16 protein-coding genes are annotated in these 16,675 nt (G+C 61.0%); 13 read left to right on the forward strand and 3 right to left on the reverse strand.

Annotated features, from left to right (window positions below):
- The 6 genes from AAC126_RS10765 to AAC126_RS10790 form a co-directional block, all read left to right on the forward strand.
- Positions 1-1,676 (forward strand): hypothetical protein (locus AAC126_RS10765; RefSeq protein WP_339853177.1); only part of this gene is annotated, 1,676 nt, incomplete at its 5' end.
- Positions 1,673-2,242 carry a hypothetical protein gene (locus tag AAC126_RS10770; RefSeq protein WP_339853179.1) on the forward strand — a complete coding sequence of 190 codons (570 nt, stop codon included), beginning with the start codon at positions 1,673-1,675 and terminating at the stop codon, positions 2,240-2,242. The genes AAC126_RS10765 and AAC126_RS10770, both read left to right, overlap by 4 nt.
- Entirely contained in the window at positions 2,242-3,348 is a 1,107-nt protein-coding gene (locus AAC126_RS10775; protein WP_339853182.1) for a hypothetical protein, read from the forward strand. The genes AAC126_RS10770 and AAC126_RS10775 overlap by 1 nt, the downstream gene beginning before the upstream one ends.
- Before the next feature lie 467 nt (positions 3,349-3,815).
- Positions 3,816-4,658 carry a DUF1194 domain-containing protein gene (locus AAC126_RS10780; protein WP_339853184.1) on the forward strand — a complete coding sequence of 281 codons (843 nt, stop codon included), beginning with the start codon at positions 3,816-3,818 and terminating at the stop codon, positions 4,656-4,658.
- Positions 4,570-4,803: a sulfurtransferase TusA family protein gene (locus tag AAC126_RS10785; protein WP_339853187.1), complete on the forward strand. Its 234-nt coding sequence runs from the start codon at positions 4,570-4,572 to the stop codon at positions 4,801-4,803. Before AAC126_RS10780 ends, AAC126_RS10785 begins: the two co-directional genes overlap by 89 nt.
- A 345-nt stretch (positions 4,804-5,148) precedes the next feature.
- Entirely contained in the window at positions 5,149-5,637 is a 489-nt protein-coding gene (locus AAC126_RS10790) for a cache domain-containing protein (protein WP_339853189.1), read from the forward strand.
- Between the two features lie 11 nt (positions 5,638-5,648).
- On the opposite strand, the gene AAC126_RS10795 is transcribed toward AAC126_RS10790, so the two are convergent.
- The gene (locus AAC126_RS10795) at positions 5,649-6,311 is read right to left on the reverse strand and encodes a TetR/AcrR family transcriptional regulator (protein WP_339853192.1); all 663 of its coding nucleotides are present in this window, start codon (positions 6,309-6,311) and stop codon (positions 5,649-5,651) included.
- Between the two features lie 182 nt (positions 6,312-6,493).
- Between AAC126_RS10795 and AAC126_RS10800 the strand changes: the two genes are divergently transcribed.
- Together AAC126_RS10800 and AAC126_RS10805 are read left to right on the forward strand one after the other, a co-directional pair.
- Positions 6,494-7,648: an HlyD family secretion protein gene (locus AAC126_RS10800; protein ID WP_339853194.1), complete on the forward strand. Its 1,155-nt coding sequence runs from the start codon at positions 6,494-6,496 to the stop codon at positions 7,646-7,648.
- Positions 7,649-7,665: 17 nt separating this feature from the next.
- Positions 7,666-9,222, forward strand: a complete 1,557-nt coding sequence (locus AAC126_RS10805) for a DHA2 family efflux MFS transporter permease subunit (protein WP_339853197.1) — start codon at positions 7,666-7,668, stop codon at positions 9,220-9,222.
- Position 9,223: 1 nt separating this feature from the next.
- Here AAC126_RS10805 and AAC126_RS10810 read toward each other — a convergent pair whose 3' ends face one another.
- The gene (locus tag AAC126_RS10810; RefSeq protein WP_339853201.1) at positions 9,224-10,171 is read right to left on the reverse strand and encodes a threonine/serine dehydratase; all 948 of its coding nucleotides are present in this window, start codon (positions 10,169-10,171) and stop codon (positions 9,224-9,226) included.
- A complete protein-coding gene (locus tag AAC126_RS10815) occupies positions 10,168-10,908 on the reverse strand; it encodes an SDR family oxidoreductase (protein WP_339853203.1) in 741 nt (246 codons plus the stop codon). The genes AAC126_RS10810 and AAC126_RS10815 overlap by 4 nt, the downstream gene beginning before the upstream one ends.
- Positions 10,909-11,035: 127 nt before the next feature.
- On the opposite strand from AAC126_RS10815, the gene AAC126_RS10820 reads away from it, so the two are divergent.
- From AAC126_RS10820 to AAC126_RS10840, 5 genes are all read left to right on the forward strand, one after another.
- Positions 11,036-12,583, forward strand: coding sequence for an altronate dehydratase family protein (locus AAC126_RS10820; RefSeq protein ID WP_339853206.1), 1,548 nt, complete (start codon positions 11,036-11,038; stop codon positions 12,581-12,583).
- A gap of 20 nt (positions 12,584-12,603) precedes the next feature.
- Positions 12,604-13,095: an NUDIX domain-containing protein gene (locus AAC126_RS10825; RefSeq protein ID WP_339853209.1), complete on the forward strand. Its 492-nt coding sequence runs from the start codon at positions 12,604-12,606 to the stop codon at positions 13,093-13,095.
- A 14-nt stretch (positions 13,096-13,109) separates the two neighbouring features.
- On the forward strand, positions 13,110-14,039 hold the full coding sequence (locus AAC126_RS10830) for an amidohydrolase family protein (RefSeq protein ID WP_339853211.1): 930 nt from the start codon (positions 13,110-13,112) through the stop codon (positions 14,037-14,039).
- 504 nt (positions 14,040-14,543) lie between these two features.
- Positions 14,544-15,374 (forward strand): hypothetical protein, encoded by an 831-nt coding sequence (locus AAC126_RS10835; RefSeq protein WP_339853213.1) that lies wholly within the window; start codon positions 14,544-14,546, stop codon positions 15,372-15,374.
- On the forward strand, positions 15,371-16,633 hold the full coding sequence (locus AAC126_RS10840) for a hypothetical protein (protein ID WP_339853216.1): 1,263 nt from the start codon (positions 15,371-15,373) through the stop codon (positions 16,631-16,633). Before AAC126_RS10835 ends, AAC126_RS10840 begins: the two co-directional genes overlap by 4 nt.
- Positions 16,634-16,675: the final 42 nt, after the last annotated feature.

Raw genomic sequence — 16,675 nt, forward strand, 5'->3', positions numbered from 1 at the left:
TAAGTCCAGTGCCGATTTTGGATTTCGGTGGCAGCGCATCTGGTCTCAGGACCGAGATCAGCAACGAGCTGGCCTCGGCGCTTGCCGCCGTGCTCGATGCGTCTGGTGACGATGGCGGGCGTTATGATGCGCGGACCCGCCGGACTCTGGTTCAGACCATCGCCGCCAGGGCTTATGGAAAGCCTCTTCTTGAACTCGCTTATCTGATCGCGGCCGCGGACCAGCTTTCCGGCCGTCACGGCTATGTCGGTTTCTTCTGGGGTGTCCGGGCCGCGACGTCTGGTGCCTACAGGGCAGCCGCTCTCTCGGCTGCGGGACGCAGCACAGCGCCAAGGGAGATCGAGGCGGGAGCGGATGAGTTGATCATCAGTTATCCCGGGCCGGTGTTCAGGGTGAGCTACGGACGCATGCCCTTTCTGGCGGCGTTGCTGGATTTCTGCGTCACCGCGCTCGGATTTTCCGAGCTGGATGATGACATATCCGCTTTCCTGTCCGGCCCGAAGGACCGGGAAGACATGCAGGCCTTTGCCAATGGACTGTCCCGGAGGCTCTATGACTTCCTGAAAGACCACCTGCCGTCGCAGCAGTATGAGCGAAAATTCAACGCGATGTGCAGCTTCATCGCGGACAGAACGGACCGGCGGGTCAGTGCCGATGCAATCGATGACCGCACAGTGCTCGCCTTCTGGGAGGAGTGCTGTTCCGACAGGCGCGCGGGTAGCGATTTCAAGGGATTCCGGACGGTTGCGATCAACTTTCTGCATCTGCGACTGGCGCTGAAGGCGGCCGCCGACCGGCTTGCCATCGATGCGGCGGCGCCGATCGGCTCATCCCGGGATGCCGGGGAGGTCGATCCGGGGGAGATCTGCAGCGCTTTGGAAGTGACCGACGGCCGACGGTCCGTGCTTGCGGAATTGGCCCTGCCTCCAGCCGACCGGTTGAAGGCCATCAACAAACGTGAGGGCACGCGGCTTGAGCTGATGATGGAAGCGGGCGATGCGGCCGCCATTCTGCCTTTGACCATATTGAGGGCGGAATGTTTCGGCGCGCATCAGGCCCGGATCGTCCAGGCTGTCCGGAAAAGACAGGCGGCGCAGCCGCGTGCTTCCGTCGATATGTTGATCGATCAGAAACCGGTCGAGGATTACAGCGCCGCAACAGCCGATTTCCAGGACTTGACGGGGCAAATCAGGAAAGTCCGGCAAGCCCTGATGTTTATCCTGTTCCGGAATGCGCGGCCCGAAGCTTTCGAGATCGGATTCGATCTCTTCCCGGAAGTCGCCCTGGCATTGCGGAACCGGATCAACGAGCCTGAAGCTGACTTTGCCGACAATGTCGTCCCGTTGCGCCCGGGCGGGGCGATTGGCCGTCTGCTGCGGGGCGCTGTTGACGGTGATCCGGAGACAATGCCGGAAGCCGGGCTTTTCAAGGCTTCCCGTCTGGCCTTCGCCAAGGTGAACCGGCGCGGTTTCGAGGAAGAGCGGGTATGCGAGCCCGAAATCATGGAGGCCGCCACGGCATGTGAGCCGCTGATGCGGGCCTGCGGGGAAGAGCTGCGCGCGTTTCTTGCCGCGCTGGAACGTCATTTCAGCCTGATTCCCGCGGAACAGGTGTTTGAAGAGGATTGCCGCCGTTTCCATGCCGCGCTCTCCGCGCTTTATCGGGAGACGGCATGACCGAAGCAAAGCGCCCCGGGGACGATGACGGATTTGCCAAGGCGCTTTTCACCGCCAGTTCCGCTGATCGGGATATCCGTCTCTGGCTTTCAGAATCCCCTGAAGCAGAGGACACCGGCACAGGGGACAAGCCGCTTTCGTTCGCGGCTTTCGTTCAATGTCTTGCCGACCCGGAAAGCGCTACGGGGCGGCGCGTCATGGACATGGCAACACGCCGTGCGGATGTCAGGGTGGCTCTTATGGCGTTGGTGCACCGGTTTGCTCTCGGGCATCTGCCTGCCGTCGCTGCCGCGAGTGACGGCGCCCTGGCCGTTCGTGAAACGGATGCGTTCCGAATGCGTCTGGAAGCCGCCTATGAAACCGGCGGGGTGGCATATTTCATCGTGGAGCGTCTGGATGAGGGCAGTGACATGCCGCGCCTTGTGATTGGCCTTCCCGAAGCGGGCGAGACGGTGATGCGGGCTTTGCCCGAAAGCGCGGATGGCGGCATCCAGCTTATGCTGCCGTCCGATGATCCTTTGCTTCACCTGTTTCGTGACCCGGACAGCCGGTTTCTGCTGGCCTGATGGCGACGGTGCCGCTGATCAGGGTGTTGATCGCAACAACGCGCGGGCCGGTAGAGGTCCAGAACATTGCGCGCGAAAATCCGGCGGTCCGCTCCGTCATCTGTGTTGGCGGATCCTTCACGGCCTTGCCGGTCAGCCCGGCCTACGATGCCTTCGTGCGCGAGCCCACAGGCGTTGTGGAGCGCATGACGGGGCACCCGGTCTACCGTACGGATGTCACCGCACCGATAGAGGCGGGAGAGAGCTGGCAGTTGGGAATGTTCCTGGCGCATGCTTTTCATCTTTTCGGTGCCCTGGCGAAACCGGGGGATGTGGCAGCACAAACCATTCTGGTCACGGGCGGTCTGGACCGGAACCTGAAGGTGACGCCAGTCTCGCATGTTGCCGAGAAACTGGCCCGGGCCGGCGCTCCGGATCAGGGGGCGGGCATCTTCCTGCACCCGCATGGAACGGAAGCCATCGCCGATACGGACGGCTGGAAGTCTGTGCCGGTGACAGGCGCGCGTGATGCGCTGGAGATATGCCTCGGGCGGCAAGAGGCAGAACGTCTGTTGCCGCAGCCGCCTGAGTGGAAGCGAAAGACTTCAGGACACAGCAAGCTAAGAGCTTTCACTGTTGCAATAGGTGGTCTTTGCATTCTGTTGCTTGCCACGCTCGCTGGCCTGGCTCTGTGGCCTGCGGCGCTTGATGACAGGACGGAGGGCCCCGGCGGGAATGCGGCCGGTTTGATAAGTCTCTCGATTTCCCCCCGGGATCCGGTGAGTGGTGAATGCGGTAGTCCGGTTCCCATCCCGCCGGATGTCGAAGTTTTCAAGGGCGCGGCTTGCTTCGGCCGGATGAGTGTTGCGGAGAGAGGTGAGTACCGTATTCGCATGGCCGTTACCGGTGCTTTTTCCAGCTATGTCGACCAAAACCGCTACAGACGTGAGCTGCAGCGGGTAACTGACGGTGGCGACCGTCTGGTTTTGCAAATAGATTTCCCTTATTGGGTGAGGGAGCCGGTCCGGCTCGAGGCGGAGGCGGACCTTTTGGCGATGGATGGGCAGCCTGTCCGTTCTGCAAGACGAAGCCTAGAAGTGATCCCCGCAGGAACTTCCGATTATTGAACAGGCCGACTGTAAAGCCTTATGGCATGACAATGCCCGGCGGCCGTTACACGAGAGAGTGCGGTCTGGCTAGAAGCCCTGATATTTCGATCTCTCCGGGCCAGCCTTTTTGATGTTTCGAAAAAGCGAAGGGACCGGTATATTTGCTTCTGTTCGCTGGTTGAAAACCAGATTTCAAGGCGAACATCACGCGTCGCCAGTACAGCCGAAATACCAAACTGTGAATGGCTTGTGAATAATTTCAATCTTTTCCAATTTAAACCGATATCCTGAATTGACTTTTAAATCTGAATGTCAAGGGGCGGGTAACCATGGGGCGAGCAGGATCTCTCATATCTAAAGCTTCTATCGCTCCCATAGGGTCAAAAAAGTTATCCACAGGTAGGTTTTGGTTTTTTTCAAATAAGTTAAGCCTTCATGTTCGTTTTATGCGCTGCTGCCTGCCGGTCGCTCTGGGGCTGTTGGGAGTGGCATCTTATGCGCCTTGCGGTATCGCCGAACCAGTAGACCTCGAGTTGGTTTTTGCGGCTGACGGTTCCGGCTCGATTGACGATGACGAACTTCTGTTACAGCGGCAGGGTTATGCTGACGCGCTTCTTGACCGGCGCGTGCTGGATGCCGTTGCTTCCGGGCGCTGGGGCAAGATCGCGGTCAGCTATATTGAATGGGGTGACGAGACCTCCCAGCACACGATTGTCGACTGGCGGGAAATTTCCGGCCCGGACGATGCTCTCGCATTCGGCGAGTCGTTGCTTTCCGCGCCCAGGGCAGCCTGGGGGTACAATTCAATCAGCGAAGCCATTGCCTATTCCACGGACAAGATCCTGACGAACGGGTATGAGGGCGCGCGTATGGTTATCGATGTTTCCGGCGATGGCCCGCAGATTGGCGGACGGCCCATCGACTGGGCGCGCGACCGGGCGGTGGATGCGGGCATCACCATCAATGCTTTGGCTGTAAAGAGTCGTGGCGGAGGCCATCGGGGGCCGGGAAATATTCCGCTGGAGATGCATTACCGGCTGGATGTGATCGGCGGCCTTGGTGCCTTTGTCATGGTGGCGGACGAGGCGACGCCGTTCGCGGATGTTCTGCTTGCCAAGATCATCCGGGAAATCGCCGATGCCCGTCCGACCGGCGCCGGACGGGATGTCACCGGGATTGGCAATGCGGCCCCTGCGGCCCAATATGCAACAAACGTGATCACCTGTGGGACCGAGATCTATGAGCGAGTTGGCACTGACCCTGGATGCAAGCGGCCTGAAATGCCCGCTACCGGTGCTGAAAACCCGCAAGGCCATCAAAGGCCTTGAGCCCGGACAATTGATCTCCGTGCAATCGACGGACCCGGCGTCACCGCTGGATTTCAAGCATTTCTGCAATAGCGGCGGTCATGAGCTGGTCAGCGAGGCCGAGCTGGATGGCGCCTTTACCTTCGTCATCCGCAAGGGCGCCTGAACCTGAGTTACGTGAGCTCGGCGGCGGTCGCGCGCAATTCAGCCCTCAACCAGGTGAGCTGCGGGTCGCGCTGCCTGCGTTTCGGCCAGACCTGCACAATGCGATGCCGGGTGCTTTCAATGAAGAGGAGCGTCCGCCGATGCGCTCCGGCTGGTGGACAGACTGGACTGGTCGCAATTTCACATTGCTGGTCATTCCATGACGGGGATGGTGGTCCAGCGGACCTCATGTGATGTCCGGCATTCCTGAAGCGGGTCACTATCTTTTTGTCCGGGCTTGCCATTGCTGGGTGATCGTCTCCTAATTCCCCAAAGCGCACGTGTCCGGCAGCCACAGGGTGTTTTCATGACCGAGCTATCCCGGCGTTCCGCACTTGGCCGATTCTTGTTCATGGCGGGTTTTGCTGTGCTGTTCGCGCCCGGTCCTGTTCCGGCGCAAGCATACGGCACGCGAGCGGCAGTGATCGAAATGGTGGAACTGGCGGCCGCTGCCGTTGCCGCGCACGGGTTTCCCGGTGCCATGCGTCATAGTGAGCGCAAGGTCTGGGCCCGGCCGGACATGGGGCTCTATGTGTTTGTCATGGACGAGACCGGCACGCTCCTGCTGCATCCGGACAAGCGCGCGGAGGGGCAGAACGTCATCGGAAGCCGGGACCGAAAGGGGACGTTCTTTATCCGGGATATCATCGAAGCGAGTGCATCGCATCCGGATGGTGTCTGGACGCTTTATATGTGGCCGGATCCGATAACCGGAAATCTGGTGCCGAAACGCACATATGCCAGGCGTGTCGGCGATGTCATCGTCTGCGCCGGTTATGCCGGGGCGGATGTCTGACGGCCGGGGGCTTATTTCCCCGGCGCTGCGTAGGCGCGCAAGAACACGTCAACGCCACTTGCAACGGTTTCGGAGATTTCTGCGGCTGTTGGCTCTCCACCATGACAGAAGAGTTGGGGCTTTATCAGTTTGCCCTGGCAGAGATTGAGGAAGTGCGCGGCCGCCAGTTCGAGGTCGCAATCGATTGCCAGCCGCCCGGCCTCTACTTCGCGGGCAAGCAGTTCCGAAACCCGCTTGAAGCCGATACACGGTCCGGTTTCGTAGAAGGTGCGTCCGGCCTCGGGGAATTTCTCCGCCGCGCCCATGACCATGCGGATCAGGGCAATATGCGCCGGGCGGACCATCATGCTGACGAAACTCTCGCCGAGTTTCTGCAGGAGCTGCCGGGTATCCGTTTCATCGGTGATGGCGTCGAGCCGGAACATCTGCTCGGCCGACTCCTGCCGGTCATGCACCACGAGTTCATGGAACAGGGCTTCCTTGCTCGGGAAATAGACGTAGAGGGTGCCTTTCGAGACGCTGGCCGCCTGGGCGATCTGCCCCATGCTGGCACCATCGAAACCTTCGGCGCGAAAGACTTTTCTGGCGCCTTCGATGATGTCCCGGCGTTTCGGCTGGTCAGCGGGATCGCTTGCCGTGTCGGTGCCGTCGTCTTGGCGCGGGGACGTGCTCATCAGGTTGTATCTCCTCTGCTGTGCGGGCGGACGCCACCCGATAGCGCAGGCAAGATAGCGAAACTTCACCCGGGCAGCACATTTCTTCCGCAACCATATCAATATTTCATTGACTGAACGGTTCGGTCAATATAAATGATAAAGAAATTGACCGAACCGTTCAGTCAAAATAGAGCCCCATCATGAGCACTGACCCTGACCTAGAAGCCGCTGATTTGTCAGACGGCACACCCCGCCGCCGTGGTTCCCTCCGTAAACGCATCATCCAGTTTGTGCTGCTCGTGGCGGTTCTTACCGGCGGCGGGTTTGCCGGATATGAATGGTGGACGGTCGGCCGGTTCGAAATCTCCACCGACGATGCCTATGTCGGTGCGGATAACAGCCTGCTGTCCGCGAAGATCTCCGGTTATATCGTTTCCGTCGAAGCCGCCGAGAATCAGGCCGTCCGCAAGGGCGATGTGATCGCGCGGGTCGATGATGGCGATTACCGCCTTGCCGTTCAGGCGGCCGAAGACAAGATCGCGACTCAGGAAGCGACCATCGAACGCTTCGGCGTCGAGGAGGAATCGTCCAGGGCGTCGATCGATGAAGCCGCGGCAAATATCGAGTCCGCGAAGGCCGAGCTGGAACGTGCGTCTCTTGATTTCGCCCGCCAGGAAAAACTGGTGGCGAAGAACCATGCCAGCCGCCAGTCCCTCGACAATGCCCGCGCGGCCCGCGATAGCGCCCGGGCAAATCTGTCCGCGACCAGGGCCAGCCTCGCTTCGGCCAAGGCGGACCTGTCGGTTCTGGATGCCCAGCGGACCGAGGAAAAACACATCCTGAGCGAGCTTCGGACGGCGCTCGACAAGGCGAAACGGGACCTGTCCTTTACAGTTATCCGGGCGCCGATAGACGGTATCCTCGGGAACCGTGCGGTGGAGGTCGGCCAGTTCGTGCAGCCGGGCTCCCGCATTGCCGCCGTGGTGCCGCTTCGGGACGTCTATGTGGACGCGAACTTCAAGGAAACCCAGCTTTCCCTGGTGCATGTCGGGCAGGCTGTGTCCCTGGCCGTCGATGCCTATCCGGACCATGTCTTCCCGGGGCGTGTGGAAAGCATCTCGCCCGCATCGGGCTCCGTCTTCAGCCTGCTGCCGCCGGAAAACGCCACCGGCAATTTCACCAAGATCGTTCAGCGCCTGCCTGTGCGTGTCAGCTTTGATGCCGCGCTGTCGGACGGCCGGGTTCTGCGCCCCGGGATGTCGGTCGAAGTAACCATCGACACGCGGGACGATCCTTCGGCCGGCGGTCTCGCGACGGCCCGGGCGGATACGTTGCCTGCCAAAGCCAGCGACTGAAGGCCCGGATCATGAGCATGCAGCAAGCACAGCCAGAGCCGGAAGTGCCGGTCAGGCGCGTTGTCGCCTTCCTGTGCATGGTCTTCGGCATGTTCATGGCGATCCTGGACATCCAGATCGTCTCCGCCTCGCTGAGTGAGATCCAGGCAGGCCTTTCCGCCAGCAATGACGAGATTTCCTGGGTTCAGACCAGTTATCTGATCGCTGAAGTGGTGATGATCCCGCTCTCGGGCTTCCTGTCCCGGGCGTTTTCCACGCGCTGGCTGTTCGCCGTATGCTGCGCGGGCTTCACCTTCATGAGCTTCCTCTGCGCGACGGCCGGATCGATCGAGGAAATGATTGTCTACCGTGCGCTGCAGGGCTTCATCGGCGGCGGTATGATCCCGACCGTTTTCGCCACGGCCTACACGATATTTCCGCGCAGCAAGCAGCCGGTTGTCGGCCCGATCATCGGTCTAGTCGCCACACTGGCGCCGACCATCGGCCCGACCATCGGCGGCTATCTGACGGAGCTCTTCTCCTGGCACTGGTTGTTTCTGGTCAATGTCGTGCCGGGTATTCTGGTCTCGGTCGCAACCTTTTCCCTGATCGATTTCGACGAGCCGGATCTATCCTTGCTGGAGCGGTTCGACTGGTCCGGTTTGTTCTTCATGGCGGGATTTCTCGGCAGCCTCGAATTCGTGCTGGAGGAGGGGCCGGGGAATGACTGGTTCGATGATCACGAGATCGTCTTCTTCACCGTCGTCGGTGTGGTTTCCGCCGTGGGCTTCTTCTGGCGTGCTTTCGCGGCCGCGGTGCCCGTGGTCGATCTCAGATCCTTCGCGAACCGGAATTTCGCGACCGGTTCCGCCTTCAGTTTCGTCATGGGTATCGGTCTGTACGGGCTGACCTATCTCTATCCGGTCTATCTTTCCCGCATCCGGGACTATTCGGCGCTGATGATCGGCGAGACCATGTTCGTCACCGGGCTCTGCATGTTTCTGACGGCTCCGATTGCCGGTCGCCTGTCTGCGAAAATCGATCCGCGCATCATGATCGCCATCGGGTTTCTCGGTTTTGGCATCGGTACCTGGGAAGCGTCGAAGATCACCGCCGATTGGGACTTCTGGGAACTCTTCGTGCCCCAGATCCTGCGTGGCGTGTCACTGATGCTTTGCATGGTGCCGATCACCAATCTCTCGCTCGGCACGCTGGAGCCGCACACGATCAAGAACGCATCAGGCCTCTTCAACGTGACGCGTAACCTTGGTGGGGCGGTCGGGCTGGCGGTGATCAACACGGTGCTGAATGATCGCACGGACCTGCATCTGCAGCGCCTGCGGGATCATGTCGCCTGGGGGCGTGCCGTGGCCGAGGATACGTTGAACAATATTGCCGCCAGCCTGGGCAGTCTTGGTTCGACAGCAAATGATGCGGCCCTGACACAGGTCGCGGGCATGGTGCGCCAGCAGGCCACGGTGATGGCCTTCGGCGATGTTTTTCTGGTGATGACAGGTCTGTTTGTACTGCTTGTGCTGGCCACCCCGCTGATGCGCCGGCCGCAGGGCGCGGCCGGCGGCGGGGGCGGTCACTAGGCTAGGCTGCGGGCAGTCCGTCCGTGCCGGCGCCGCAGACAATAACGGCGACGGTGCTGCCCGCCGCTACGGATACCTTGCCGGTCATCAGGGCGGCATGAGCCGCCGCACCGCTCAGTTCGGCGGAAAGGCCGGTTTCTTCCCAGAGCCATTCGGCGGCAGCCTTCATCTCGGCGTCACTGACCAGCACCAGTTCGTCCACATTCTTCGAAATCAGCTCGAAATTCAGCTCGGCAGATGTGCGCGGCGCCAGCGTGCCGGCTGCCGTCTCGATCTTGTCCAGTGTCACCAGATGGCCTGCTGCGCGGGCGGCATGATGGGTCGGCGCGCCGGTCGGCTCGACGCCGATGATCTTGATGCCCGGCTTCAGCAGCTTGGCCGCCGTCGAGACACCGGCGATCAGCCCGCCGCCGCCGATGGCGACGATGAGTGTGTCGATTTCCGGCGCGTCCTCAAGCAGCTCAAGCGCGATGGTGCCCTGTCCGGCAATGACGCGCGGATCGGCGAAAGGATGGATATAGGTCAGGCCGTCCGCCTCGGCGCGGGCGAGGGCCGCCTTGTTCGCATCATCCCAGACAGCGCCTTCGATGACGGTTTCGGCTCCCAGGGCTTTCAGCTTCTCCACCTTCGAAGGAGGCGTGCTCGAGGGCAGATAGATCACCGCCGGGCAGCCGGTCATGCGGGCGCCGAAGGCGACACCGAGGCCGTGATTGCCGCCGGAGGCCGTGATCAGCCCGCGCGCCCGCTCTTCATCGCTGAGGGACATCACGGTGTTCGTGGCCCCGCGCACCTTGAAGGAGCCGGTCGGTTGCAGGTTTTCGAGCTTCAGCAGCAACCGGGCGCCGGGCGCCGGATCGCTTTTCAGGGCGATGGCGTCCAGCAGCGGTGTGCGGCGAACCTTGCCGCTGATCCGTTCCGCGGCGGCCTTGAAGTCGGATAGGTCGGTCAATTGAGGATGCCTCCATCGATTACAAATGCTTGGCCGGTTGTATAGGCGCTTTCGTCCGAGGCGAGGTAGAGCACCATCGCCGCGATTTCCTCTGCCGTGCCAAGGCGGCCGAGTGGCTGACGTGCGATGAAGTCCTTGCGGGCCTGCACCGGGTCATCGAAAGCGTTGATCCGTCCATCCAGGGACGGTGACTGAACAGTGCCGGGGCAGACCGCGTTGCAGCGGATGCCCTGTTTCATGAAATCGACGGAGATCGATTTGGTCAGGCCGATCACCGCCGCCTTGCTCGAGCCGTAGACGCAACGGGTCGAGATGCCTTTCAGGCTGGAGCAGACGGAGGACATGTTGATGATCGAGCCGCCTCCGGTCTCGATCATCCCGGGCAGGAAGGCCCGGCACATGCGGAACATCGCCTTGACGTTCAGATTGAAGGAGAAATCCCAATCCTCGTCGGATGTATCGAGGATCGAGCCGTGATGGACAAAGCCGGCACAGTTGAACAGCACATCCACAGGGCCAATCTCCGCCGCCGCGGCTTTCACTGCATCGCCGTCAAGGACATCGAGCTGGCGTGTGCTGACGCCTGCGAGTCCATCGAGTTCGGCGAGCTTTTCCCGATTGATATCGGTTGCGATGACCGTTGCCCCTTCGCGGCTGAAAGCCTCGACGGTGGCCCTGCCGATACCCTGCGCTGAAGCGGTTACAAGCGCGGTCTTTCCCGTCAAACGTCCTGACATGATGTTTCCCCCGATTTTTATTTTCTTGATGCTCATGAGTACGGCATCGGGTTTCCATGCGGCAAGCATTTGCGCGGCACATGTGGTGGGCTATCATCACCATAATTAAAGAAGAGGAGTGCTGGTGATGGCTGAAGCAGGCGGAGCGCAGGACGCGCAGAGACTGACTGTCCGATTGAACCCGGCGGACAATGTCGTCACCTCGCGTTCCGAGATCGCGGCGAACGTCAAGATCCCGGAAGAGATGGTGGCGACGCTCGCGCCTATTCCGCAGGGACACAAGATTGCGACGCGCCGGATTGGTGTTGGCGAGCCGGTGAAGAAATATAATCAGGTCATCGGTTTCGCGACCGAGGACATCCGGCCTGGCGCGCATGTGCATACCCACAATGTCGCGATGAAGGATTTCGAGCGGGATTACGCTTTCTGCATGGACCGGGCCGAAACGGATTATATCCCGGAGGCGGAACGGGCGACTTTTCAGGGCTTCCGGCGCAAGAATGGCAAGGTCGGGACGCGGAATTATATCGGCGTGCTGACCAGCGTGAACTGCTCCGCGTCGGCGGCGAAATATCTGGCCGATGCCGTGACCCCGGCAATGCTGGAGAAATATCCGAATGTGGACGGTGTGGTGGCACTGAGCCACGCGACCGGCTGCGGCATGGCCGATACGGGAGAGGGATACGAGAACCTGCAGCGCACGCTGTGGGGCTTCGCCGGGCATCCGAACTTCGCCGGGATCATTCTGGTCGGGCTTGGCTGCGAGGTGAACCAGATCGACTTCCTGCTGGAAGCGCATCAGCTTGAGCGCGGCCCGCGCCTGCGCACCATGACGCTGCAGGAAACCGGCGGCACGCGGAAGACCATTGAAAAAGGCCTCGCCCTGATCGAGGAAATGCTGCCGCTCGCCAACCAGAGCAGGCGCGAGACATGCCCCGCTTCGGAGCTGACGTTGGCTCTGCAATGCGGCGGCTCGGACGCCTATTCCGGGATGACCGCGAACCCGTCTCTCGGCTATGCGGCGGACCTGCTGGTGCGGCATGGCGGCACCGCCGTGCTGGCGGAGACGCCGGAGATTTACGGCGCGGAACATCTCTTGACCCGCCGGGCTGTGAGTAAGGAAGTCGGCGAGAAACTGGTCGAGCGCATCAAGTGGTGGGAAGCCTATTGCGCCCGCAATGGCGGCGAGATGAACAACAATCCGTCCCCCGGCAACAAGGCTGGCGGCCTTACGACGATCCTTGAAAAATCTCTCGGTGCGGCGGCCAAGGGCGGCACCACGAACCTCACCGGTGTCTACAAGTACGCCGAGCGGATCGATACCAAGGGCTTTGTCTTCATGGACAGTCCAGGCTTCGATCCCTGCTCGATTACCGGGCAGGTGGCGAGTGGCAGCAATGTGGTCGCCTTCACCACCGGGCGCGGCTCCTGTTACGGTTGCAAACCGGCCCCTTCCATGAAGCTGGCGACCAATACGCCGATGTACCGCCGCATGGTGGAGGATATGGATATCAATTGCGGCGCCGTGCTGGACGAGGGCATGACGATTGAGCAAATGGGCGAGCAGATCTTCAATCACGTGCTGGCCGTTGCCTCCGGAGAGAAAACCAAGAGTGAGCAGCTTGGCATTGGCGACCATGAGTTCATCCCCTGGCAGGTCGGGGCGGTGATGTAGCGGCCCGGAGGGCGGCTGCAATGGGCGACGATTTCGCGGACAGCTATCTCGGCCAGCTCCGGAAGTTGATCGGCAGCCGCATGGTGCTGATGCCGGGGGCGCGCTGCGTCATTCTCGATGACGAGGATCGTGTGCTGCTGCAGCTCCGGGGTGATTTCCATGTCTGGGGCTTGCCCGCCGGTTTCTCCGAGCCGGGGGAAAGCGTGCTGGAGACCCTGATCCGTGAGGTGCGGGAGGAGACCGGCCTGACAGTGCTCGACCCGACCCCCTGGGGGCACGCCTCCGCGCCGGAGGAATCCACGCTGGTCTATCCGAATGGTGATACGATCCAGGGCTTCGGCGTGGATTTCGTCGCCCGTGAATGGAGCGGCGATCTCACGGTCGACGGGACCGAGACCCTGGCGCTTGACTGGTTCCCGCTGGACGATTTGCCGGAGATGATCCCGGCCCATAAAAGTGCGCTGGGCCATTTTGCCCGCTACCGTGAAACCGGCACGTTTCAGCTTTTCTGACCACTGGAAACAGCATGTCCTTCGAAGCCTTCCTCGGCGATCTTCGCGCGGATACGGATACAGCGCGCGTTACGCCACCTCCGGGCGCGGTGGATTGTGATGTCCGTATCACCGCTGCCTCCGGAGAAGCGCCGCCGAAAGATCTGCCGGACTGTCCGCCGGAGCATTATCGCCCGGTACAGGACGCGCTCGGTCTTGCCCGTGTCGTGCTGATCCAGCCGGACGCGCTTGGCTTTGACAACAGCACGCTGCTCTCGGCGCTGCAGGTGCTTTCCGCTGACCCTGAGGGGCTCGTCGAGGATTGCGCCCGGGCCTTTTGCATCGTGCGGCCTGGAGTGGATACTGCGGAGTTGAGAGACCTAGCGGCTGCCGGTGTCACGGGGATGCGTGTGACCATGCTGCGCCACCGGGAAAGCTGTCCTTGGGACGAGATCGACCGCCATGTCCGGCGCGTGCATGATTTGACGGGCTGGGATGTGGAGCTGGCCATGGATGGCTCCGATCTGCATGAAGTCGCACAGATGCTCCGCGCCTGGCCGTGCACTATCATCCTGCCCGACTTTGGCGGCTTCCGGTTTTCCCGCAGTCTTACGCAGCCGGGATTCCGTTCTCTCCGTCATCTTGTCGACAGGGGGCGCACCTGGGTGAAGTTCTCGGCACCCTATGTGATCGCGAAAAACGGTGATCCGGAAGATCCGGAGATTCACGAACTTACCCGTGCCCTTGTGGATTGGGCACCGGAGCGCATGGTTTGGGGCAGCGCCTGGCCGCACCTGAGCTGGCCGGCCCCGAACTGGCTGGGCGGGGATGAGCCTGTGCCTGATGATTTAGGGTTGATGCAGACGGTTGGCGCCTGGATTCCCGACGAGGAAGTGCGGGACCGGATCTTGCGGGAGAATTCTGAATCCCTTTACGGCTTTCGGCCGTGGCCAGTCACAAAATAATTCGTCGTAATATTATGATCATCCGGGTGCCGGACGCTCTGTTCGCACTGGTTTAGCCATGTTGAATAGTCGCTTGGAAATAAACGCCGGATGGTGTTTGTGCCTTGTTGCAAAAGCATTATTTTGATTTTTCCTAAAGTTGATTTCTTTCTAAATTCAACCTAAAGGCTTACAATTCCTGTGCATTAATGGTTGTCGGAGGCGTTTTGTTTCCGGCAGAATTCTCCTGGCGGCCGTTTAGTCTGATTTGGAAATGCGGGGCTGGACGGCGTGTCGTGTCGGCAATCGCGGCGGGGGCGGATTTGCTCTGCACCAGACGCGCGGCAAGTGTGCGGCTTGCTGATGTGCATTGGAGATTTAAGGGATTCAAGCCTGCATTTACAGCCGTCACGAAAGACCGGTCCGGTCTGCCATCAAGCCTTTTTGACAGCCTCTCTGCCCCCTCAACGGGCCGGTCGTGAGGTGAAACCCTACGCAGAAGCGTAACCGCATTGGAGAAGCCGAATGCAGCGGTCGGTTTTTGTCACACACGAGGATCAGACAACCTGTGGTGCCGTCGAGCGAATGGTTGCGCTAGGCATTGCAAATCTGACGGGGCCTCTTCTCTATGACGGGACGTCGGATCTGCCGCCGGGAGCCGTGCTGGTTGTCTCTTCTGCCACACAGGAGCTTCCCGCGCGTGCCGTGCGTGGCATGGATGTGACGACGATTGCCCTGGTTGTCGATCATGCCACCGGATGCAGGGCGATGCGGGACGGCGCGGATCATTACCTTCTGGATACGGATGTTGGCGGGCCGGCTCTGGAAGCCGTGATGATTGCTGTCGACAGGGCCTATCGTGCGCGCAACCCGGTCTTCTCTGCCGCGCATTACGATAATCTGCGTTGCGTCGGGGGCGAATCTTTCCGCTGGCTGATCCGGCATTCAGCGGCTGTCGTGAATCGCCGCAAGGAGATCGGCTATCTTATTCTGGTGAAGCTGGAGCCGGATACTCCGACCCCTCCCGCAATACTTGCCGGGCCGGCCTGCGGGCGGATCTGCGAGACGACCCGGACCGCGGATATCGTGAGCTGGCTCGGCGAAGAGTGGTTCGGCATTCTGGTCGCCACCGGGTTGAGCCTTGAAGGTGCCCATGGCCTGATCCACCGGCTTGACCAGGCCTTCGGACGGCCGCTGGATGTTGAGGGAGCGGCTGTCGGCGTCCGCTACAATCTCGGCCTGACAACCTATGGCAATGAGGGGGAAACATCCGCTGCCGTGCTCGGGCGGGCAATCAGCGCCGTCGAGCAATCGGAATGGGCTGGCGGCCGGTATGACGAGGAGAAAGCGGAATGAGCCGGCGGCGCGGAAATCTGCCGCCGAGCTTCGAGGCCCGCGGCGCGAGTGTTCCCTTTAACTCGAAAAGCCTGAAGGAGTGCCGCCTCCGGGTGGTCGATCTTGGTCACTGTCTGGAATGGGAAGCCACCTTGCCGAGCGGCATGGGCGGTATTGAATCCCGCAGCGTGATGATCCTGCCCTGGCACAATCTGCCGAATTTCACCTCCATGAGCCCGCGCGACAGGGCACTGTTCGATCGTCTTGATGCCTCCGATGACGATGATCGTCCGGATCCGTTCAAGATCCGCGAACTTCGTATCCGAGTCGACCAGACTTTGGCTGAAACGGAAGAGGCGCGTCAGCTTGCTGCGGCGGAAGTGGAGAAGGAAAAGCAGGACAGGCTCATGACCTATATGAGCTTTCTTGCCCAGCTCACCCGGGATTGCGGCATCCGTCAGGGCGATACTTTCATGGCGGGCGCCGATACGGCGCTGCTGATGCGTCTGACGAATGACCGGAAGGCGAGCGCCGAGCTTGGCCTTGATCCGGCGGCCCTGACGGAGCGGGTATTGAACTTCGCGGCGGAGGAAGTCGGTGCGCCGCGCAAGCTGGTGAACCAGCAGCTTGAGGAGTTGACCGGCTATATGTCGCCATTCGGGGCTGTCAATGTGGAGACGTCCCGGAAGAAGGACGGGTTTCTTACCCGGTCGCGCAACGAGATCAAGGCGATGGACCGTTCGCTTGCCAAATATGCGCGCAACTCCCGCGAGGAAGTGAGCAACCGGATCACCCTGATCCGCTTCGCCATCAAGGATTTCCTCGATTATGTGGATGAGCGGTTCAGCTCGATCGAGCAGTTCTTCTCCTTCTTCATCAATGTGTTTCGGGAATTCAGCAAGTCCAAGGCCTTCGCCCAGCAGGTCCGGCGCGACGTATCCTATGCGCTGGATGGCTGGTCCCATCTCTGCATGGTCTGGAACGCCGCGCACGAGACTGGCGAGGCGGCGAAGGTTGATGAGGCGATCGAGTATATCCTGAAACATCTGCCGCTGATGCCGGAAGAAGAGGTCAGGGCGGATGAAGCCCGCAACGCCATTCGCCGGGGCTTCGAGACGGCACGGGCGCAGATGGTCCGGACCATGGTGAATTGGGTGGATAATCAGGTTGATCGTGAGTTGGAGCAAAGAGTGGCGATTGCCAGGAAGACCGAGCTCGAGCAGACCCCGGATGAAGATCAGCCGAAGCGGCGGCGCCGTCAGGCCAGCGTCGAATGGTAAAGGTGCTGGCCCGGTGCGTCGGTGAGGAATAGGGCGTGGAGT

The organism is uncultured Nisaea sp., from assembly GCF_963974195.1.
In the GTDB taxonomy this organism is placed as follows: Bacteria; Pseudomonadota; Alphaproteobacteria; order Thalassobaculales; family Thalassobaculaceae; genus Nisaea.

Bases quoted from the DNA above. Each gene is read 5' to 3' on its own strand.
- AAC126_RS10785 (WP_339853187.1), top strand. From the start codon at position 4,570: ATGAGCGAGTTGGCACTGACCCTGGATGCAAGCGGCCTGAAATGCCCG.
- AAC126_RS10795 (WP_339853192.1), bottom strand. From the start codon at position 6,311: ATGAGCACGTCCCCGCGCCAAGACGACGGCACCGACACGGCAAGCGAT.
- AAC126_RS10830 (WP_339853211.1), top strand. From the start codon at position 13,110: ATGTCCTTCGAAGCCTTCCTCGGCGATCTTCGCGCGGATACGGATACA.
- AAC126_RS10815 (WP_339853203.1), bottom strand. From the start codon at position 10,908: ATGTCAGGACGTTTGACGGGAAAGACCGCGCTTGTAACCGCTTCAGCG.
- AAC126_RS10790 (WP_339853189.1), top strand. From the start codon at position 5,149: ATGACCGAGCTATCCCGGCGTTCCGCACTTGGCCGATTCTTGTTCATG.
- AAC126_RS10775 (WP_339853182.1), top strand. From the start codon at position 2,242: ATGGCGACGGTGCCGCTGATCAGGGTGTTGATCGCAACAACGCGCGGG.
- AAC126_RS10770 (WP_339853179.1), top strand. From the start codon at position 1,673: ATGACCGAAGCAAAGCGCCCCGGGGACGATGACGGATTTGCCAAGGCG.
- AAC126_RS10825 (WP_339853209.1), top strand. From the start codon at position 12,604: ATGGGCGACGATTTCGCGGACAGCTATCTCGGCCAGCTCCGGAAGTTG.
- AAC126_RS10840 (WP_339853216.1), top strand. From the start codon at position 15,371: ATGAGCCGGCGGCGCGGAAATCTGCCGCCGAGCTTCGAGGCCCGCGGC.
- AAC126_RS10800 (WP_339853194.1), top strand. From the start codon at position 6,494: ATGAGCACTGACCCTGACCTAGAAGCCGCTGATTTGTCAGACGGCACA.
- AAC126_RS10820 (WP_339853206.1), top strand. From the start codon at position 11,036: ATGGCTGAAGCAGGCGGAGCGCAGGACGCGCAGAGACTGACTGTCCGA.
- AAC126_RS10835 (WP_339853213.1), top strand. From the start codon at position 14,544: ATGCAGCGGTCGGTTTTTGTCACACACGAGGATCAGACAACCTGTGGT.
- AAC126_RS10805 (WP_339853197.1), top strand. From the start codon at position 7,666: ATGCAGCAAGCACAGCCAGAGCCGGAAGTGCCGGTCAGGCGCGTTGTC.